The organism is Pseudomonas sp. MRSN 12121, assembly GCF_000931465.1.
Classification (GTDB): Bacteria; Pseudomonadota; Gammaproteobacteria; order Pseudomonadales; family Pseudomonadaceae; genus Aquipseudomonas.
The window spans coordinates 75,739-94,526 of record NZ_CP010892.1; the positions used below are offsets into that span (position 1 = coordinate 75,739).

Here is an 18,788-nt window from a genome sequence, read left to right on the forward strand (position 1 = left end):
TGAGAGACGTTATTATGTTACCCGTTCTCGCCTCTTCGAGTGGTCATCGTGTCCCGACTTTTTGCCCTTTTTGTCGCTTTTATCACCAGCGTGTTCGTGATCGGCCCGGCCCACGCCGAAGTGCGGGTCCTGACCAGCATCAAACCCCTGCAATTGATCGCCGCCGCGGTCCAGGACGGCATCGCCGTGCCCGAGGTGCTGCTGCCGCCGGGCGCCTCGCCGCACAATTACGCCTTGCGCCCTTCCGACGTGCGCAAGGTGCAGGCGGTGGAATTGCTCTACTGGATCGGCCCGGACATGGAGAGTTTCCTGCCGCGGGTACTCAAGGGGCGCACCCTGCCGTCGGTGGCCGTGCAGGATCTGCCGGGCCTGAAACTGCGCCGTTTCGCCGAAGATAACCACTCGCACGCCGAAGAAGCCGATGAGCATGACCACGATCACCGCCCGGGCAGCCTCGATGCGCACCTGTGGCTGTCGCCGACCAACGCGCGGGTCATCGCCGATCGCATGGCGGCCGACCTGAGCGCGGCGGACCCGAGCAACGCCGCGCGTTACCAGAGCAATGCCAAGGCTTTCGACAAGCGCCTGGATGCCCTGGATGCCCGCTTGAAAACCCGTTTGGCGCCGATCGCTGGCAAGCCTTATTTCGTTTTCCATGAAGCTTTCGACTATTTCGAAGAGGCGTATGGCCTCAAGCACGCGGGCGTGTTCGCCGTCGCGGCGGAGGTACAGCCGGGCGCGCAGCATGTCGCGGCGATGCGCACGCGTTTGCAGGAAGTCGGCAAGACCTGTGTGTTCAGCGAACCGCCCCTGCGCCCACGCCTGGCCGAGACCCTGGTGGCCGGGCTGCCGGTGAAGTTGGCGGAACTCGATGCGCTGGGTGGCTATACCCCGGCCACGGCGCAGGGTTATGAACAGGTGCTGGAGAAGCTGGGCAACGACCTGGCGGGCTGCCTGGAATCGTTGTAACCGCTGCTGGCGCTATCGCGGGCAAGCCTCGCTCCTACGGAGGCTTGCCCGCGATGCGTTCAGAGGGCGAACGGCAACGGCGTGCTGACCTGCTGGCGCTGGGCCAGGCGCAGCTGGAATTCCATCGGATCGTGAATCAGCACGTCCTGCCCGGCGAAGGACTCGGCGGCGATCAGGCGTGACAGCCAGAAGCGCACGCAGGCGACCCGCAGCATGGTCGGCCACAGCTCGGCCTCGGCGGCGGTGAACGGCCGCAGCGCCGCATAGGCGCCCAGCAGGGCCCGGGCCCGGGCGCCGTCGAGCAGGCCGTCGGCATCGGAACACCAGTCGTTCAGGGCGATCGCCACGTCATACAGCATCGGCCCGGAGCAGGCGTTGTAGAAGTCGATCAGGCCGGTCAGGTGCGTGCCTTCGAACATCGCGTTGTCGCGGAACAGGTCGGCATGGATATTGGCCCGCGGCAAGGCGAGGACTTTCGCCTTCTGTTCGCTGATCTCATCCAGGGCCCGTTGCAGCAGGTCGCGGGCCTGGGCATCGAGATGGGACAGCATCTGGCCACCTTCGGCCTGCATCCAGTCCAGGCCGCGATCGGTCTTGCGCTTGATCATGTTGTCGCGGGTGGCCAGGTGCAGATGGCCGAGCAGTTCGCCGACCTGCGCGCAATGCTGGGCGTTGGCATCCTTGATGTGCTTGCCGGCCAGGCGCGGCTGCAACAGTGCCGGTTTGCCGGCCAGTTCGCGCAGGGCCACGCCGTCGGTGGTGCGCAGCGCATAAGGCACTGGCAGGTCGGCGTCGTGCAGTACGTCCAGCAGTTCGATGAAGAACGGCATTTCCTGGACCGGGCCGCGCTCGATCAGGGTCAGGACGAATTCGCCCTGTTCCAGGCTGATGAAGAAATTGGTGTTTTCGCTACCAGCGGCAATCCCCTGGAAGTCAAGCAGGCGGCCGAGCCCGTATGGGGCGAGAAAGGTTTCCAGCTCGGGCCGAGCCAGGGGAGTGAACACAGACATGGTTAAAAACTGCCAGTACGGGCGCCGCTGTCGAGCCAGCGCCGGTTGAAGTTAGGAGCGGTTTACCACTCGAAGATTTTCCACGACGGAATTAGCATATCCGGCTGGTCCGAACGAATGAAGTTGCCATCGGAACCGTCGGCGCGCACCAGAAAGTAGGGTTTGCCGCCCTTCGGTGTGACCTTGATGGCGTACAGGAAACCGTTCTGCCGGTACTCCTGGATAGTCTTGTCGCCTTCCGTGCGAATGGTTACTTCCGGATCCGCCGAAGGCGCATCCTCCGCGGCAATCGCGGCCATCGGCACGATTGCAATCAGGCTGGCCAGCAGCAAGCGATTTAGTGTGCGCATGATAACCTTGTCCCTTTGTCGTCAACGGTCCCGCTATTCTAGCGCCGGACCCGCCGAAAAGGTTGATCCTGCTCATGAGCCAAGCCCCCCTCGTCCTGGTGGACGGTTCGTCCTACCTGTATCGCGCCTTCCACGCGCTGCCGCCCTTGACCACTTCCAAAGGCATGCCGACCGGTGCGGTCAAGGGCGTGCTGAACATGCTCAAGAGTCTGCGCAAGCAGTACCCCGACAGCCCGTTCGCCGTGGTGTTCGACGCCAAGGGCGGGACTTTCCGCGACGAGATGTATGCCGAGTACAAGGCCAATCGCCCGAGCATGCCCGATGACATGCGCGTCCAGATCGAGCCGCTGCACGCCAGCGTGATCGCCCTGGGCTTTCCGCTGCTGTGCGTCGAGGGCGTCGAGGCGGACGACGTGATCGGCACCCTGGCCCGCAGCAGCGCGGCGGCTGACCGTCCGGTGGTGATTTCCACCGGCGACAAGGACATGGCGCAACTGGTGGACGGCCACATTACGCTGGTCAACACCATGTCCGGAAGCAGCATGGACGTGGAAGGCGTGAAGGAGAAATTCGGCGTCGCTCCCGAGCAGATCATCGATTACCTGGCGCTGATGGGCGATTCCTCCGACAACATTCCGGGGGTGCCGGGGATTGGCCCCAAGACCGCTTCTGGCCTGCTGGTCGGGGTGAACGGCGGCCTGAAAGAGCTGTATGACCAGCTCGACATCGTGCCGAGCCTGCCGATTCGCGGGGCCAAGACCCTGCCGGCCAAGCTCGAGGAACACAAGGAAATGGCGTTCCTCTCCTATCAGCTGGCGACCATCAAGGTCGACGTACCGCTGGACATCGGCCTGGATGACCTGCACCTGGGCGAGCCGGACCGGGACAAGCTGATCGAGCTGTACAGCCTGATGGAGTTCAAGAGCTGGCTCGACGAACTGCAGCGCGACGCCAAGCGCCTCGAACTGAGCGAAGCCGCGACGCCTGGAGCGGCGGTCGATCTGCTGACCGTGGTCGAGGTTGAAGTCGAGGTCGCGGTGCCGGCCGTTGTCGAAACCCGATATGAAACCATCCTCGACCAGACGCGTTTCGACGTCTGGCTGGAGAAGCTGAAGAACGCCAAGCTGTTCGCCTTCGACACCGAAACCACCGGCATCGATGCCCAGCAGGCGCAGCTTGTGGGCTTGTCTTTCGCGGTAGAGGCCCACGAAGCGGCCTATATCCCGCTGACCCACTCCTACATCGGCGCGCCCGAACAGCTGGATCGCGATACGGTCCTGCGCGCGTTGAAGCCGCTGCTGGAGGACCCGCAAAAACTAAAGGTCGGCCAGCACGCCAAGTTCGACATGAACATCCTGGCCAACTGCGCCATCGGTGGCGATCAGGCCAATGGCATCACCGTGCGTGGTGTCGCTTTCGACACGATGCTCGAATCCTACGTGCTCAACTCCACGGCCACCCGCCACGACATGGACAGCCTGGCGGAGAAATACCTGGGCCATGCCACCGTGAGTTTCCAGGACATCGCCGGCAAGGGCGCCAAGCAGCTGACGTTCGATCAGATTGCCCTTGAGCAGGCCGGGCCCTATGCCGCCGAAGACGCCGATGTGACCCTGCGCCTGCATCAGGTGCTGCACGAGAAGCTGGCGGCGATCCCGAGCCTGGCCAGTGTGCTCAGCGATATCGAAATGCCCGTGGTGCCGGTGCTGGCGCGCATCGAGCGCCAGGGTGCGCTGGTGGATGCCGACCTGCTGGGCGTGCAGAGCATCGAGCTGGGCGACAAGATGGTGGCGCTGGAGCGCGAAGCCTTCGAGATTGCCGGCGAGGAATTCAACCTGGGGTCGCCCAAGCAACTGGGGGTGATCCTCTACGACAAGCTCGGCCTGCCGGTGCTGAAGAAGACCGCCAAGGGCCAGCCGTCCACCGCCGAAGAGGTGCTGGCCAAGCTGGCCGAGGACGACTACCCGCTGCCCAGGGTGCTGATGCAATACCGCTCCATGAGCAAGCTCAAGAGCACCTACACCGACCGCCTGCCGGAGCAGATCAACCCGCGTACCGGGCGGATCCACACCTCCTACCATCAGGCGGTGGCCTCCACCGGGCGTTTGTCCTCCAGCGATCCGAACCTGCAGAACATCCCGGTGCGTACCGCCGAAGGCCGGCGCATCCGCCAGGCGTTCATCGCTCCGCCGGGCTACAAGCTGCTGGCGGCGGACTATTCGCAGATTGAGTTGCGGATCATGGCGCACCTGTCCCGCGACGAAGGCTTGATGAATGCTTTCCGTAACAACCTCGACGTGCACACGGCGACGGCCGCCGAGGTGTTCAAGGTCGACCTCGAGAACGTCAGCTCCGATCAGCGCCGCAGCGCGAAGGCGATCAACTTCGGGCTGATCTACGGCATGGGCGCGCAGAAGCTCGGCAAGGACATCGGCGTCGATACCAAGACCGCCAAGGCCTATATCGACACCTACTTCGCCCGTTACCCCGGCGTGCGCGAATACATGGACCGCACGCGTGCCCAGGCCGCGGACCAGGGCTATGTGGAAACCCTGTTCGGGCGTCGCCTGTACCTGCCGGAGATCAACTCCAACAAGCCACAGGAGCGTGCCGGCGCCGAGCGTACGGCGATCAACGCGCCGATGCAGGGTACGGCGGCCGACATCATCAAGAAGGCAATGGTGGCGGTGGACAATTGGCTGGCGACCTCGGGCCTGGATGCCAAAGTCATCCTGCAAGTGCACGACGAACTGGTGCTGGAGGTGCGCGAAGATCTGGTGGCCCAGGTGAGCGAGGAGATCCGCGGCTATATGAGCAACGCCGCGACCCTGGATGTGCCGCTGCTGGTCGAAGTCGGGGTGGGCAGCAACTGGGACGAGGCGCACTGAGGCGAGACGGGGGCTTTCTGCCGCGACATAGTGCCGCGGCAGAAGAGCCCGCCAGGCGCTTTAGTGCAAAAAACTTCATCCACTATTGCCAATAGTTTTTGCCGGCTCCCGGAACTTAATCGGGGCAGGCCCACTCAGAGTAACTGAATGGCTGGTGAAGCCTTTCGATGCTCCTATGTTGTGTTAAGTGTTGGCAGATATCTGGACCTCGCCCTAGCGGTCCGGAACTTGGACCCCGAACTTCCCCTCCCCATACGAAGTCCGGGGTTTTTTTTGCCCCAAAACTGCCTGTGGAATGACCATGCTGCGTTAAAAGCGCGGCCCGAAATGCTCATTTACAGCCAGTAAACTCCGCTTTCGGGCCGCGCTTTTGCCTTGCCTGATCATCCCACAGACAGTTTTTGCCTTCCTTTCTCAGGCCTCGGTTTCGGTGGCTTTGTCGGTCAGTTCCAGCCAGTTGGCCAGTACGGTGTAGGCCTCTTCCAGGCCCATGCGCTTGGGGGCGGAGAACAGCTGGATGGTGACGTTGTCGCCCCAGCCCTTGCGGATTTGCGATTGCACCTTGAGCAGGGTGTTCTTGGCTGCGCCGTAGGTCAGCTTGTCGGCCTTGGTCAGCAGGACGTGCATCGGCATGCCGCTGGCGACGGCCCAGTCGAGCATCAGCTGGTCGAAGTCGGTCATCGGATGGCGGATGTCCATCATCAGAATCAAGCCTTTCAGACTCTCGCGACTGCCCAGGTAGGCTTCCAGGTGACGCTGCCAGTGTTGCTTGAGCGGGATCGGCACTTTTGCATAACCGTAGCCTGGCAGGTCGACCAGACGGCGATCGTCGTCTAGCTTGAAGAAGTTCAACAGCTGCGTGCGACCCGGGGTTTTCGAGGTGCGCGCCAGGCTGGCGTGGGTCAGGGTATTCAGGGCGCTGGACTTGCCGGCGTTGGAACGCCCGGCGAAGGCCACTTCGAAGCCTTCGTCATCCGGACATTGATCGACTTTGGCGGCGCTGAGCATGAAAGTGGACTGTTGGCACAGACCAAGAATGGGGTTTTTCAGTTGCATGGGATTTCCGATAGGGGCGGTGCCGGGAATGGGCGCGGCAAGCGGTGTCGTTTCCGTTTCAGTGACGCCAGTATATAATGCCGCAGATTTTGTGTGCGCTTTGTCCCAGCGTAGGATGAAGTTCACGAGAGCGACAGACCTTGATTGCGCATTAGAACGCACCACGCTCTCAACCCTGAAAAGGTCGTTTTATGACGAAATGGCTGCTGGCTACCGGTCTCCTGATGCCGCTTTACAGCGCTCAGGCTACACAGGACCCGGAAGCCGTGTACAACCGTGTTTGTGGGGCTTGTCATTCCGGCCAACTACCAACGGCTCCCCGCAAGGGAGACCAGGGAGCTTGGGCGCCAAGACTGGCGCAAGGTATGGAGACGCTGGTGCAACACGTGACCCAGGGTTTCAAGGCGATGCCGCCGCGTGGTTTGTGCATGGACTGCAGTGCCGAGGATTACCGAGCCATCATCCTTTGGATGAGCGAGTGATCCCGGTCCATAACTCTTAACCCTTAGCCGTAGTTGGATTAGCTGATGAACAAATTACTCGTGAGTCTGCTGTTGACCTTGGGCATCACAGGTGTCGCCCATGCTGCAGGCGACGCTGCTGCCGGTCAGGCGAAAGCCGCTGTGTGTGGTGCTTGCCATGGTCCGGATGGGAACAGCATGGCGCCTAACTTTCCGAAGCTGGCGGGTCAGGGTGAGCGTTACCTGAACAAGCAGTTGCACGACATCAAGTCCGGCAAGCGCCAGGTGCTGGAAATGACCGGCCTGCTGACCAACCTGAGCGATCAGGACCTGGCTGACATCTCCGCCTACTTCGCCAGCCAGAAAGGCAGCGTCGGCGCGGCGGATCCGAAAGTCGTGGCTCGCGGTGAAGAACTGTTCCGTGGTGGCAAGCTGGATCAAGGCATGCCTTCCTGCACCGGCTGCCACTCGCCAAATGGCACGGGCAACGCCGCTGCCGGCTTCCCGCACCTGGGCGGCCAGCACGCTCAGTACGTGGCCAAGCAGCTGACCGACTTCCGTGAAGGCAACCGCACCAACGACGGCGACACCATGATCATGCGCAGCATCGCCGCCAAGCTGAGCAACAAGGATATCGAGGCTGTATCCAGCTACATCCAGGGCCTGCACTGAGGCCGGCGATCATGTTGCGAAAGGGTCTATCCTGCGCAACGTTAATGATTGATTAATCTGTCGATGAAAGCATAAAGGGTGGCCCAGGCCGCCCTTTTTTATGGCGTCTGCCGCTACACTAGCGAACTCAAGCCCGCCATGACCTGTCCGAAAACAGGTCGCGCGAGGCGACCTTACTTGTTCAGGAGTAAAGCATGCGTAATCTGATTCTCAGCGCCGCTCTCGTCACCGCCAGCCTGTTTGGCATGACCGCTCAAGCCGCCGAGCCCCTCGAAGCCGGTAAACAATATGTAGAGCTGAGCAGCGCCGTTCCGGTTGCGGTGCCTGGCAAGATCGAAGTGGTCGAGCTGTTCTGGTATGGCTGCCCACACTGCTACGCCTTCGAGCCGACCATTAACCCCTGGGTTGAGAAGCTGCCGGCCGACGTCAATTTCGTACGTATCCCGGCCATGTTCGGCGGTATCTGGAACGTTCATGGCCAGCTGTTCATCACCCTGGAAGCCATGGGTGTCGAGCACAAGGTGCACAAGGCCGTATTCGAAGCCATCCATGGCGGCAAGAAACTCGCTTCCCCAGAGGAAATGGCCGAGTTCCTGGCTGGCGAAGGTATCGACAAGGACAAGTTCCTGAGCACCTACAACTCGTTCGCCGTCAAAGGCAAGGTCGAGGACGCGAAGAAGAAGGCCCAGGCCTATCAGATCTCCGGCGTACCGACCATGGTCGTCAACGGCAAGTACCGCTTCGACTTGGGCACCGCCGGTGGTCCCGAGGGCGCCCTGAGCGTCGCCGACCAGTTGATCGCCAAAGAGCGAGCGGCCAAGTAAGCGAGTTCCCAGCCATGCGACGTTGGGGTTCGGAACGCATCGTTGGCCTGCATGATCCGCGGGTCAACGAACATCATGTAGCGTCCTCTGGCCTGCCGGCAGACAGTCGTCTGCGGCTGCTCAGCTTCAATATCCAGGTCGGTATCAGTACCGAGCGTTATCGGCATTACCTGACCCGTGGCTGGCAGCACCTGCTGCCGCACAACGGGCGCGCCAATAACCTGCAAAAGATCGGCGACCTGCTGGGCGACTTCGATCTGGTCGCCCTGCAGGAAGCCGATGGCGGCAGCCTGCGCTCAGGCTACGTCAACCAGGTCGAACACCTGGCCCAGTTGGGGGCCTTCCCCTACTGGTATCAACAACTCAATCGCAACCTCGGTCGCCTGGCGCAGCACAGCAACGGCGTGCTCAGCCGCCTGCGTCCGTGGGCGATAGAGGACCACCCGTTGCCGGGCCCCAAGGGCCGTGGGGCGATTCTTCTGCGCTTCGGCGATGGTCCCGAGGCGCTGGTGGTGGTGATGATGCACCTGGCCCTCGGCGCGCGTACCCGTACCCGGCAGCTGGCTTATATCCGCGAGATGATCGGCGGCTACAAGCACCAGGTGCTGATGGGCGACATGAACACCCATGCCAGCGACCTGCTGGAACATTCGCCATTGCGCGACCTCGGCCTGCTGGCCCCGCAACTGGAAGCGACATTTCCCAGCTGGCGCCCGCAACGCTGTCTCGATCATATTTTGCTCAGCCCCAGCCTGACGCTGGAACGGGTCGAAGTACTGGCCCAGCCGATTTCCGATCACCTGCCGGTCGCGGTAGAGATTCGTCTGCCGGGTTCGCTCACGGCCGATGCATTGCCCGCGTTGAGTCCTGCCCCTCGCGGATCCCATGAATGAGCGACGACGCCCAGCGCTGGAAAGAGAAATACCTCAAAAGTATCGAACAACAGGAAAAACTCGAGCGGCGCTGGAATGCCCGCCTCGACCTCCTGCGTCGTGGCCTGGTCCGCAGCACCCTGGCGGCCGAAGGCACGGACCGCGCTGTCGACCAGTGCATGAAGGAAATGCGCGAAGTGGTGCGCTCGGACGACATGGACGCGGCCCTGGCGGCCCTGTTGCCGCGCCTGGAAAAAGCCGTGCTGGATTCCGAGCAGCGTCGCGAAACCCGTGTCGAGCAAATGAGCACGGCGCTGACGTCGCTGGTCAGCCAGTTGCAGAAACTGCCGCTGCCGCGTGACGTCAGCCGACCGCTGAAAAGCTTTGCCAAGCAGCTGGATGGCCGTGTCGGCCAGGCCCGGGAAATTCCGCTGTTGCTGGGCGAGCTGAGCAGCCTGCAAGGCAAGGCGCTGAGCCAGCTGGAGAGCCCGGAGGAGCCAAGTCGCCCTGGCCTGCTGCAACGTTTGTTCGGCGGGCGGGACGCCGATGAAGCGACGGCGCCGGCGGTAACCGCGCCCCCTGTGGCGGCGCCGAGCCCGGCTGCGGTACGGCCGCCGGAAATGCTTGAAGCGCCTGCGCCGCAGATCGAGGACAGGCCCCTGCCATTGGCCGAGGCGCCGGCCCTGGAATCGCCCATTGCGGTCCAGCCAGCCCTTGCGCCTGACAGCCTGCCACGAGCGCCGCAACCGGAAATCCTGCCGCAGCCTCTGCCCGAGGAAGCCGCCGCGGCCCCGACCTCGCCCCCGGTCACTGCCTTTGTGCCGCCGGTACTCGAGCCGGAGAAAACCGTCCCCGTCGAGCTTGCGCCCCAGGCGCCGGATGCACCGCCTGTGCAGGTGCCGGCAGAGCCCGAACCCGTCGAACTGTCCGTATCGGAGCCGTCTCCGGCCGCCGAAGCAGCGGTTGCCGCCAGTAACCCGGACGAATTGATCATCGCCGCGCCGGCGCAGGTCGCTCCGGCGCCTGTGCTGCTCGATCGCCTGCCGTTGCCAGCGGCCATGGCCGAGGTGCTGGCGGCGGCCAACCCACAGTCCGGCGAGCCGGATGTGCTGTATGCCCTGCCCGATTCGCCGGAGCCGTCCTACAGCTCGGTGGCCAAGCATATCGAACATACCCTGCTCGGTCTGCTGGACGACCTGAGCCTGCCCGAGCGCCACCGGCCACAGGCCGAATCCATGCGCGATCGCTTGCAGCATGGGCTTAACTGGTATGAATTGCTGCCGATCCTCGACGATCTTGCGGTGTTGATGCTGGCGATCACCGACAGCGGTCAGCATGAGTTCGAGACCTACCTCAAGCACCTCAACGAACGGCTGGAATCCTTCCAGAGCAATCTGCAGGCAGCCAGCGAAGGCCACGCCGACAGCCATTCCGCAGCGCGGGCCATGGACACGCAGATCCGCGAACAGGTGGATGGCCTGCAAAGCAGCGTCCAGGAAGCCGCCGACCTCGACGACCTCAAACAGGTGCTGGAAAGCCATCTGGAAGGCCTGCTCGGTACCATGGATCAGCACCAGAAGCAGCGCGACGAGCGGGAGAAGGAAGTGGCGGCCCGCCTGCAAAGCCTGGCCGAGCGAGTGTCGAGCATGGAGCAGGAAGCCCAGGGGTATCGCGAGCATCTTGAGGAGCAGCGGCAGAAAGCGCTGATCGACCCGCTGACCGGGCTGCCCAATCGCGCAGCCTGGGGCGAGCGCCTGGAACAGGAAGTGGCGCAGTGGCAGCAGCACGGCAATACCTTGCTGCTGGCGATGCTCGACCTCGACCACTTCAAGGCCATCAACGACAACTATGGGCACCTGGCCGGCGACAAAGTGCTGAAGATCATCGCCAGCGTGCTGCGCAAGCGCCTGCGCGGCAGCGATTTCATCGCCCGTTTCGGCGGGGAAGAGTTCGTGCTGATGATGCCAAACACATCATGGCCGGTCGGTGCGCGCCTGGCGGAAACCCTGCGGGCCGCCATCGAAGCCTGTCCGTTCCACTTCAAGGGCGAGCGGGTGACGATCACCATGTCGATTGGCATGAGCGCCTTCAAACCGGGCGATCACAGCGATCTGGTGCTCAAAAGAGCCGATCAGGCGTTATACCGGGCTAAAAATTCGGGACGGAATCGGGTGGAGCTGGGCTGAAGGGTAATTTGTTCAATTTTGTATAAACCGGCGTTTTGGCCGTTTTCACGCTCAGGCAGTACGTTACACTGTTGCATTATTTTCCCCAGCGTACTGCCTTCCATCATGAAAGTCCTTGCCCTCGCCCTGTCCCTTCTCGTGCTCGCCGGTTGTGCCAGCGGCCCGCGCATCGATACCAGCCACCCTTCGGTCAACTTCGATGGGCGGGTGCAGTTCGTGGTCGTGCACTACACCTCCGCCTCGATGGAGCGCTCGCTGCAACTGTTGACCCACGGCCAGGTCAGCAGCCATTACCTGATCGGCGACGACAAGGCGGCAACCATCTACAAGCTGGTGGACGAGCAATACCGCGCCTGGCATGCCGGCGAGAGCCAGTGGCAAGGTCGCACCTGGCTGAACTCCAGCTCCATCGGTATCGAGATCGTCAACCCGGGCTTTCGCGACCTGCCTACCGGTCGCGTCTGGTATCCCTACAGCGAAGCGCAGATCCAGAACCTGATCGTGCTGCTCAAGGACATCAGCAAGCGCAACAACATCTCGCCCCGGCACATCATCGGCCACAGCGATATCGCTCCCTTGCGCAAGCTCGACCCGGGCCCGATGTTCCCCTGGAAGCGCCTGGCCGAAGCCGGGCTCGGCCTGTGGCCCAATGCCCAGGCGGTAGCCCGTCAGCAAGCGTTCTACGCCGCCCAGTTGCCGAGCATCTCCTGGTTCCAGGCGGAACTGGCGCGCCTGGGTTATGAAACCCCGCAGACCGGCCAGCTGGATGTCGCGACCCGGCATGTGCTGGCGGCGTTCCAGATGCATTACCGGCCGTCGCGCTTCGACGGTCAGCCGGACGCGGAAAGCGCGGCGATCCTGCAGGTTCTCAACCAGACAAAATAATGACGCCCGCCCGGCGGTCAGGGCTTTTTCTCCATCAGTAGCTATAACTCATTGGTAACCTTCGGATATCCAATGATGTCGCCCGCCCGCGAACCCCTGCGCAGTTGGTTCTATCGCCCCTGGCTGCTGGCGATGGCGGCGGCTGTGCTGAGCGCGATGCTGCTGTTGGCGGCGAGCCTGGGCATTGCGATGCATGAGGTGCAGCTGCGCGAAAGCGAGCAGATGAATGCCCGCGGCGAGCGTTTTCTCGAACGCCTGGAGCAGCTGTTCGGCCAATTGCGCGAGGGGCTGGACGTGCTCGAGGAGCAGCCGCTGCGCGAATGCAGCGCCGGCATGATCGAAATCCTGCAACAGGTCAGCTTCAGCTATCGCTTCATTTATGAGGCGGCTTACGTCGATGCCTACCAGGCATGCACCAACTGGCCGCGCCAGGACAACCTGACCATGGTGCGGCCGCCGGACATTCGCGGCCCGACCTACAGCTACTGGCTGAACACCTCCGGCGAATCCAATGAAAATCGCGCGGTGCTGATGCTCGGGCGTGGCAGTTTCCGGGTGGCGACCTCGCGCGGACACCTGACCGATATGGTCGACCTGCCAGCCGGCAGCAGCCTGATGGTGGTGCTCGACCACGGCAAGCAGGCGATCCCGGTGCTGGGCCAGACGCTGGCCTGGCCGCCGGCCGAGCCGGCACCGCCGAGCGGCGGCAATCCATTGCAGGTAACCGAGAGCCAGCTGATCTACCGGATGCCGACCACCAACCCGGAATACCAGCTGGTCCTCGTCACCCCGCGTACCAGCATGCAACAGGAAATGTTCGACGACTGGTGGTGGCTGGTGCCCGGCAGCCTGGCACTCGCGCTGTTCATCGGTGGGCTGGTCTTTCAACTGGTCCGGCAGCGCCAGTCCCTGGGCGCCGAGTTGCAGGGGGCGCTGCATCGCGGCGAGTTGCAGGTGCTGTATCAACCCATCTTCGATCTGCATACGCGCCAGTGCGTCGGGGCCGAAGCGCTGCTGCGCTGGCGGCGTCCGAATGGCTCCCTGACCAGTCCGGAACTGTTCATTCCCATGGCGGAGGACACCGGGCAGATCCGCCCGATCACCGATTTTGTCCTGCAGCGCCTGCTCGAACAGCTGGGGCATCTGCTGCGAACCAACCCGCACCTGTATATCTCGGTCAACCTGGCGGCATGCGACGTCATGGTGCCGCGCATCGGCAAGGTCATGGCGCGCCTTTTGGCGTTGCATCGGGTGGCGGCGCGGCAGATCGCGTTCGAGGTCACCGAACGCGGGCTGATCGATGTGGTGGTCGCGCGGAACAACCTGCAGGCTTTACGGGATGTCGGGCACCAGGTGTTGATCGACGATTTCGGCACGGGGTATTGCAGCCTGGCTTATCTGCAGACCCTGCCGGTGGACTGCCTGAAGATCGACAAGGCCTTCGTCGATGCCCTGGGGCATGACGCGGCCAGCAGTGGCGTGGCCCCGCACATTATTCGCATGGCCCATGCGCTGCAGCTCAAGGTGATCGCCGAGGGTATCGAGTTCGAGGACCAGGCGCTGCTGTTGAGCAGTGAAGGCGTGCGTTTCGGCCAGGGCTGGCTGTTTGCCCGGGCATTGAGCGCGGTGCAGTTCATCGACCTGATCGCCCGCGGGCACCGCCGCCCGGGGCCACGCCGCCTGGATGAAGAAGCCTAGAGCGGCAGGGCCAGATAAAACTGCGTGCCCTGCCCCGGCCGCGAATAGACGCCCATGCGCCCGCCATGCAGTTGCACGATTTCCTTGCACAGCGCCAGGCCCAGGCCGGCCCCGCCTTTCTTGCGCCCGACCTGGACGAAGGGCTCGAATATCCGCCCCTGTTGCCCGTAGGCGATGCCTTCGCCGTTGTCTTCGACGCTGATGATGACGCGTTCGCCATGCCGCCGCGCCTGCAGGCGGATCGCGCCCTCACGGGGGGTATGCCGCAGGGCGTTGTCGATCAGGTTGTCCAGCACCCGTTCCAGTTGCATGCGATCGGCGTGCAGGCGTGGCAGCGGCGCCTGTATTTCCACCAGCAGCTCGATGCCTTGTGTCGTGGCCGTGCCGATGAAGCGGTTGCGCGCCTGCTCCAGCAGGTCTTCGAGGATGCAGGGCGCCAGGGTCAGTTTCTGCAGGCCGTTCTGGTAGCGCGAGAAGTTCAGCAGGTCGTTGATCAGTTGCATCAGCCGCTGCATTTCTTCGTTGACGGTGTTCAGCAGGTCGGCTTCGCGGGATTCCTCGGGGAAATGCACGCGCTCCTGCAACAGGCCGAACGCCATGTGCATGCCGGTCACCGGTGTGCGCAATTCGTGGGAGGCGCGCAACACGAACTCGCTGCGCACCCGCTCGAAGGCCCGCTGTTCGGTGACGTCGTGCAGCACCATCACCGCGCCGAGAATATGCCCCTGGGGATGGCTGACCGGGGTCAGGCTGTACGTCAGCAGGCGCGATTCGCCATCGACCTCGATGCTGAGGTCTTCCGGGGCCCGCTCCAGGTTGCCGCCGCGCAGTACCAGTTGTAGCTGTTCGTCCAGCTCCGGGCGTTCGAGGGCGCTGCCCAGGCCCTGTCCGAGGCGCGCCTCGTCCCAGCCCAGTTGTCGCTGGGCCACCGGGTTGAGGTGCTCCAGGCAGCCCTGACGGTCGATCATCAGCAAACCGTCGTCGATGCTGTCGAGCACCGATTGCAGGCGTTGCTGGCCGGCGAGCAGTTCGTCGACATTGGTCGCCTGATGCTCGCGCAGGGCCTGGGCCATGATCCCGAAGCGCCGGGTCAGCAGGTTCATCTCGGCGGAGGACGACAGCGGAAGGGTCACGTCGAAGTTGCCTTGGCCGATCTTGTCGGCGGCCTTGACCAGGGCTTCGATAGGGCCGCCGAAGCGCCGGGCGATACCGTGGGCGGTGATGAAACCGATGATCAGCACCGCCAGCCCGACCAGGCCGAGCAGGCCGGCGATCAGCAGGGCGCGATCGCGGGCCTGGTGTTCGATGTCGTTGATATTGTCCAGGGCCTGCTTGTGCTCGCCGATCAGGCCATTGCGCAGGGTATTGAAGCGCTGGGTCAGTTCCGTGTTGCCATTGACCCCCGCCGCGCTTTCGTCGGCCCGCTCGAAGGCTTCGAAGAAGCGCTGGTAGTCCTCACGGGCCTGGACAAACCCGTTGTGCACGTTGTTCTGCCGCTCGTGCACGATGCCTTGGTCGAGCAGGGCCAGGTACTGCTGCCGGGATTCCTCCAGCGCAGTGCGGTCGGGGTGGTGGTTGAGCATGATGATCAACTGGTCGCCCAGGGTCTGGCGCAGCTTGAGGCCCAGGTCCAGGGTGATGAAGTTATTGCGGATCAGCGCTTCCTGGGTCTTGGCCATCTGCATGACGCTGACCAGCCCGAGCAGCAGGCCGAGCAGCGCCACGGTAATCAGCGCCGAGATGCTCAGGAACAGCCGCGTGCGCAGTTTCATCGCCAGCTTCATGCGGGGCGGCTCACAGGTTGTACTGTTTGCGTTTGCGGTACAGCGTCGAGGCGTCGATGCCGAGCGTCCGGGCAGCCTGGTCGAGGGTATCGCTGGTGGCCAGCACCGCGCCGATATGGGCTTTCTCCAGTTCGTCCAGGCTCAGGGCGGCACCGATGCGCGGGGTGTTGTTGGCGGGTTGCTCGGCCATGCCCAGATGGCTGATCTCCACTTTCTCCTGCGGGCAGATGATGCTGGCGCGTTCCACCACGTTGCGCAGTTCGCGGATATTGCCCGGCCAGCGATAGTTGAGCATGGCTTCTCGGGCCTCGTCGCTGAAGCAGCGGCCGGGACGGGCGTATTCCTTGACGAAGCGCGCGAGGAAGCGGTCGGCCAGGGTCAGGATGTCCTCGCTGCGTTCGCGCAGCGGTGGCAGGTGCAGGGTGATCACATTCAGGCGGTACAGCAGGTCCTCGCGAAAGCGCCCCTCGCGCACCATGTCCTCGAGGTTGAGGTTGGTCGCGGCGAGGATGCGCACATCGGCGCGGCGGGTCACCGGGTCGCCGACCCGTTCGTATTCCTTGTCCTGGATGAACCGCAGCAGCTTGGGTTGCAGGGTCAGCGGGAAGTCGCCGATCTCGTCGAGGAACAGTGTGCCGCCATCGGCCTGGTTGACCCGGCCCAGGGTGCTTTCGCTGGCGCCGGTAAAGGCTCCGCGGCTATGGCCGAACAGTTCGCTTTCCATCAGCTCGGCGTTCAGCGACGGGCAGTTGATGGTCACGCAGGATTTCCTGGCGCGCTTGCTCCAGCCATGGATGGCCCGGGCCAGTTCGCCCTTGCCGGTGCCCGATTCGCCGAGGATCAGGATATTGGCGTCGGTGCCGGCCACCTGGCGTGCGGTTTCCAGTACCACTTTCATGGCCGGGCTGTGGGAGTCCAGGCCGTCCTTGGGTTTGCGCACCTCGCCTTCCAGGGCTTCCAGGCGGGCCGAGAGCTGGCGCACTTCCAGTTGCTTGGCGGTGGCCAGGCGCAACTGGTCGGGGCTGCACGGCTTGACCAGATAGTGGGCGGCGCCGGCCTGGATCGCGTCCACCGCGGTATCGACGGCGGAGTGGGCGGTGACGATCACCACGCGCATCCAGGGCGCCTGGATGCGCATCTGCGCCAGTACGTCCAGGCCGTTGTCCTCGCCCAGGCGCAGGTCGAGGAAACACAGGTCGAATACCTGGCGCTGGAGCAGGGCGTCGGCCTGGGCTGCGCTGTTGGCGGTGGCGACGGTATAGCCCTCGTCTTCCAGGCAGTAGCGGAAAGTACGCAGGATTGCGGATTCATCGTCCACCAGAAGGATACGGCCTTGATTTTCCGGTGCTGATTCCATGTCCGCGTCTCCTGAAGTGAGTGATCTTATTTAGTCCCGGAAAAATCGGGCAAGTTGCATGGTCAATCTTGATCGATTCCACCGCGTGCAGGTTAGTCCTCTCCGAGCGTGATTGCTAATCGATTGAAAATAATAGGGTTTATCCGTTTCTAACAGCTTGTCGCGATTTTTTTGCGACTCGTGGATGCCCTGGGCGGCGGTTCCTGAGGTTTTTTCCCGCGTCGTTTCGCCGAGGTTCGTGCAATTCGCACGATGCTCTAACGGGCATCGTGCAGGATGAACGCCGGAAGATCGCAGGATATTCAATTAAGCCATTGTTTTTATTAGGTTTATTTGTAAATAAAAAAGTGGCATGCAGGCTGCAATGATCTCATCAGACTTTTCTGATCGAGCCGTAAGAGCTCAGAACAATGACTCAGGTGGGAGGAGCTTCAGGATGAATCGCCAACGTCTCACTCAATTCTCTGTTTCACCCTTGCGTTTGCAGCAAGGGTTGTTCGCCAGCCTGGCCTTGCTGGTGACCCTGATTGGTGGCCAGCAGTTTGCGCGCTGGGAGCAGGAGCCATCGCAACAGAACACCGCAAGGTTGCCGGTTTATCACAGTACCCAAACCCATTTCAGTGCCGTCAGCACCCGGTTTGCAGATTCCGCCCCGATGTTCCTGACGGAGTCCGACCAGGCTCAGCCTGTGGTCGTGGCTCCGTACCAGGAGCGCTGGGTGTTCTAGGCAGGACGGCTGGCGCGCGAATGCCGGGCCGGCCGGGCAGTACCTCTAAATAGAAGCGTATTAAGGAGAATGACCATGTTGAGCTGGGCAATCACATTCCTGATCATCGCCATCATCGCCGCCGTACTGGGCTTTGGTGGTATCGCGGGCACCGCCACGGGGATCGCCAAGATTCTCTTTGTCGTTTTCCTGGTGATGTTCATCGCTTCCTTCTTCTTTGGCCGCCGCGGTCGAGGCTGAATATGAGCGCTTTCTTCAAACCACTGGCCGCCGCCCTGCTGCTGGGCGGCGCGGCCACGGCGATGGCGGCCAACGACGGTCAGACCCGGGCCAACGAGCTGTTGAACACCGACCCGCAGTACCGCAAGACCTGGCAGGAAGTCATCGAGAAAGAGGAGCGGCTGCCGGAATGGGTGATGAACCTGTCCGGCGACGCAGAACAGATGAACGCGGTGGCGGAAGACGGCGAGCAGTATCTGGTCGGCCCGCTGTGTGAAACCCGCGAGACCTGTCGCAGCCAGCGCCTGATCGTGGCGTTCAGCTTCGACAAGAAAGACGCCTATGCCATGTTGGTCGAGGTGCCGGCGGGCCTGCCCGCGGACAAGTCGCCGACGCGGCACGCCGAGTACCGTTTTCTCGGCAAGCCTGACCCCGGCATGCAGGGCTTGCTCAAGGAGCAGCTGAAAAAGGACCCGAACTGGTACTGAGCAGGCTGGGCGAAAGGTTCGATCATGGAAAGGCAGCGCCTGCGGCCTGCCTTTCCGTTGCACCGCCCCGAGGAGGGGTAGCGCATGACCAGGGGGCCGGGACGTTCTGATCGCTTCAGGATCGGAGTGACCTAGGGGTACAGGGAGTGCCCCCGCAAGGGCCGGGTCAGGCAAAACTGCGACGCAAGCTCGCCAGCCGCCGAGGCTGACGACTTGCGTCGTGTTTATGGCAAAACCTTGTCGCAGAGCGGCGGCATGCCTTTTCAGCGGACGGGGCGCAGCAATGGGGCGAGGTGCTGCTCCAACCGTTTCACGGTGTTTCCTCGCGACCGTACATCGAGA

At 62.9% G+C, this 18,788-nt stretch carries 17 protein-coding genes; 12 read left to right on the forward strand and 5 right to left on the reverse strand.

From position 1 onward, the window contains the following. Positions 1 to 39 precede the first annotated feature (39 nt). Positions 40 to 969, forward strand: a complete 930-nt coding sequence (locus TO66_RS00385) for a zinc ABC transporter substrate-binding protein ZnuA (protein WP_044460451.1) — start codon at positions 40 to 42, stop codon at positions 967 to 969. Positions 970 to 1,028: 59 nt separating this feature from the next. Here TO66_RS00385 and TO66_RS00390 read toward each other — a convergent pair whose 3' ends face one another. After that, positions 1,029 to 1,979, reverse strand: a complete 951-nt coding sequence (locus tag TO66_RS00390) for a homoserine kinase (protein WP_044460452.1) — start codon at positions 1,977 to 1,979, stop codon at positions 1,029 to 1,031. 62 nt (positions 1,980 to 2,041) lie between these two features. Then, positions 2,042 to 2,329, reverse strand: a complete 288-nt coding sequence (locus TO66_RS00395; protein ID WP_044460453.1) for a DUF2782 domain-containing protein — start codon at positions 2,327 to 2,329, stop codon at positions 2,042 to 2,044. 74 nt (positions 2,330 to 2,403) lie between these two features. Here TO66_RS00395 and polA point away from each other — a divergent pair, with 74 nt between their 5' ends. After that, positions 2,404 to 5,217, forward strand: a complete 2,814-nt coding sequence (gene polA, locus TO66_RS00400) for a DNA polymerase I (RefSeq protein ID WP_044460454.1) — start codon at positions 2,404 to 2,406, stop codon at positions 5,215 to 5,217. A gap of 414 nt (positions 5,218 to 5,631) precedes the next feature. Here polA and yihA read toward each other — a convergent pair whose 3' ends face one another. Then, positions 5,632 to 6,273, reverse strand: a complete 642-nt coding sequence (yihA, locus tag TO66_RS00405; RefSeq protein WP_044460455.1) for a ribosome biogenesis GTP-binding protein YihA/YsxC — start codon at positions 6,271 to 6,273, stop codon at positions 5,632 to 5,634. Between the two features lie 191 nt (positions 6,274 to 6,464). On the opposite strand from yihA, the gene TO66_RS00410 reads away from it, so the two are divergent. The 7 genes from TO66_RS00410 (at position 6,465) to TO66_RS00440 (ending at position 13,871) form a co-directional block, all read left to right on the forward strand. After that, positions 6,465 to 6,755, forward strand: a complete 291-nt coding sequence (locus TO66_RS00410) for a cytochrome c5 family protein (RefSeq protein WP_044460456.1) — start codon at positions 6,465 to 6,467, stop codon at positions 6,753 to 6,755. 45 nt (positions 6,756 to 6,800) lie between these two features. After that, positions 6,801 to 7,406 (forward strand): cytochrome c, encoded by a 606-nt coding sequence (locus tag TO66_RS00415; RefSeq protein WP_044460457.1) that lies wholly within the window; start codon positions 6,801 to 6,803, stop codon positions 7,404 to 7,406. 194 nt (positions 7,407 to 7,600) lie between these two features. Continuing rightward, a complete protein-coding gene (locus TO66_RS00420) occupies positions 7,601 to 8,230 on the forward strand; it encodes a thiol:disulfide interchange protein DsbA/DsbL (RefSeq protein ID WP_044460458.1) in 630 nt (209 codons plus the stop codon). A gap of 14 nt (positions 8,231 to 8,244) precedes the next feature. After that, positions 8,245 to 9,123 (forward strand): endonuclease/exonuclease/phosphatase family protein, encoded by an 879-nt coding sequence (locus tag TO66_RS00425; protein ID WP_044460459.1) that lies wholly within the window; start codon positions 8,245 to 8,247, stop codon positions 9,121 to 9,123. Then, the gene (locus TO66_RS00430) at positions 9,120 to 11,288 is read left to right on the forward strand and encodes a GGDEF domain-containing protein (protein ID WP_044460460.1); all 2,169 of its coding nucleotides are present in this window, start codon (positions 9,120 to 9,122) and stop codon (positions 11,286 to 11,288) included. Before TO66_RS00425 ends, TO66_RS00430 begins: the two co-directional genes overlap by 4 nt. 105 nt (positions 11,289 to 11,393) lie before the next feature. Then, positions 11,394 to 12,173: an N-acetylmuramoyl-L-alanine amidase gene (locus tag TO66_RS00435; protein ID WP_044460461.1), complete on the forward strand. Its 780-nt coding sequence runs from the start codon at positions 11,394 to 11,396 to the stop codon at positions 12,171 to 12,173. A gap of 72 nt (positions 12,174 to 12,245) precedes the next feature. Beyond that, positions 12,246 to 13,871, forward strand: a complete 1,626-nt coding sequence (locus TO66_RS00440; RefSeq protein WP_044460462.1) for an EAL domain-containing protein — start codon at positions 12,246 to 12,248, stop codon at positions 13,869 to 13,871. Here the strand turns inward: TO66_RS00440 and TO66_RS00445 are convergent. Together TO66_RS00445 and algB are read right to left on the reverse strand one after the other, a co-directional pair. Continuing rightward, positions 13,868 to 15,655, reverse strand: coding sequence for a KinB sensor domain-containing domain (locus TO66_RS00445; protein ID WP_044460463.1), 1,788 nt, complete (start codon positions 15,653 to 15,655; stop codon positions 13,868 to 13,870). The genes TO66_RS00440 and TO66_RS00445 overlap by 4 nt on opposite strands. A 10-nt stretch (positions 15,656 to 15,665) precedes the next feature. Further along, positions 15,666 to 17,012 (reverse strand): sigma-54-dependent response regulator transcription factor AlgB, encoded by a 1,347-nt coding sequence (gene algB / locus TO66_RS00450; RefSeq protein WP_044460464.1) that lies wholly within the window; start codon positions 17,010 to 17,012, stop codon positions 15,666 to 15,668. Positions 17,013 to 17,448: 436 nt separating this feature from the next. On the opposite strand from algB, the gene TO66_RS00455 reads away from it, so the two are divergent. From TO66_RS00455 to TO66_RS00465, 3 genes are all read left to right on the forward strand, one after another. Continuing rightward, positions 17,449 to 17,739 (forward strand): hypothetical protein, encoded by a 291-nt coding sequence (locus tag TO66_RS00455; protein WP_044460465.1) that lies wholly within the window; start codon positions 17,449 to 17,451, stop codon positions 17,737 to 17,739. 75 nt (positions 17,740 to 17,814) lie between these two features. Continuing rightward, positions 17,815 to 17,979 (forward strand): DUF1328 domain-containing protein, encoded by a 165-nt coding sequence (locus TO66_RS32135; protein ID WP_003177151.1) that lies wholly within the window; start codon positions 17,815 to 17,817, stop codon positions 17,977 to 17,979. A gap of 2 nt (positions 17,980 to 17,981) precedes the next feature. Then, positions 17,982 to 18,446, forward strand: a complete 465-nt coding sequence (locus TO66_RS00465; RefSeq protein ID WP_044460466.1) for an inhibitor of vertebrate lysozyme family protein — start codon at positions 17,982 to 17,984, stop codon at positions 18,444 to 18,446. Positions 18,447 to 18,788: the final 342 nt, after the last annotated feature.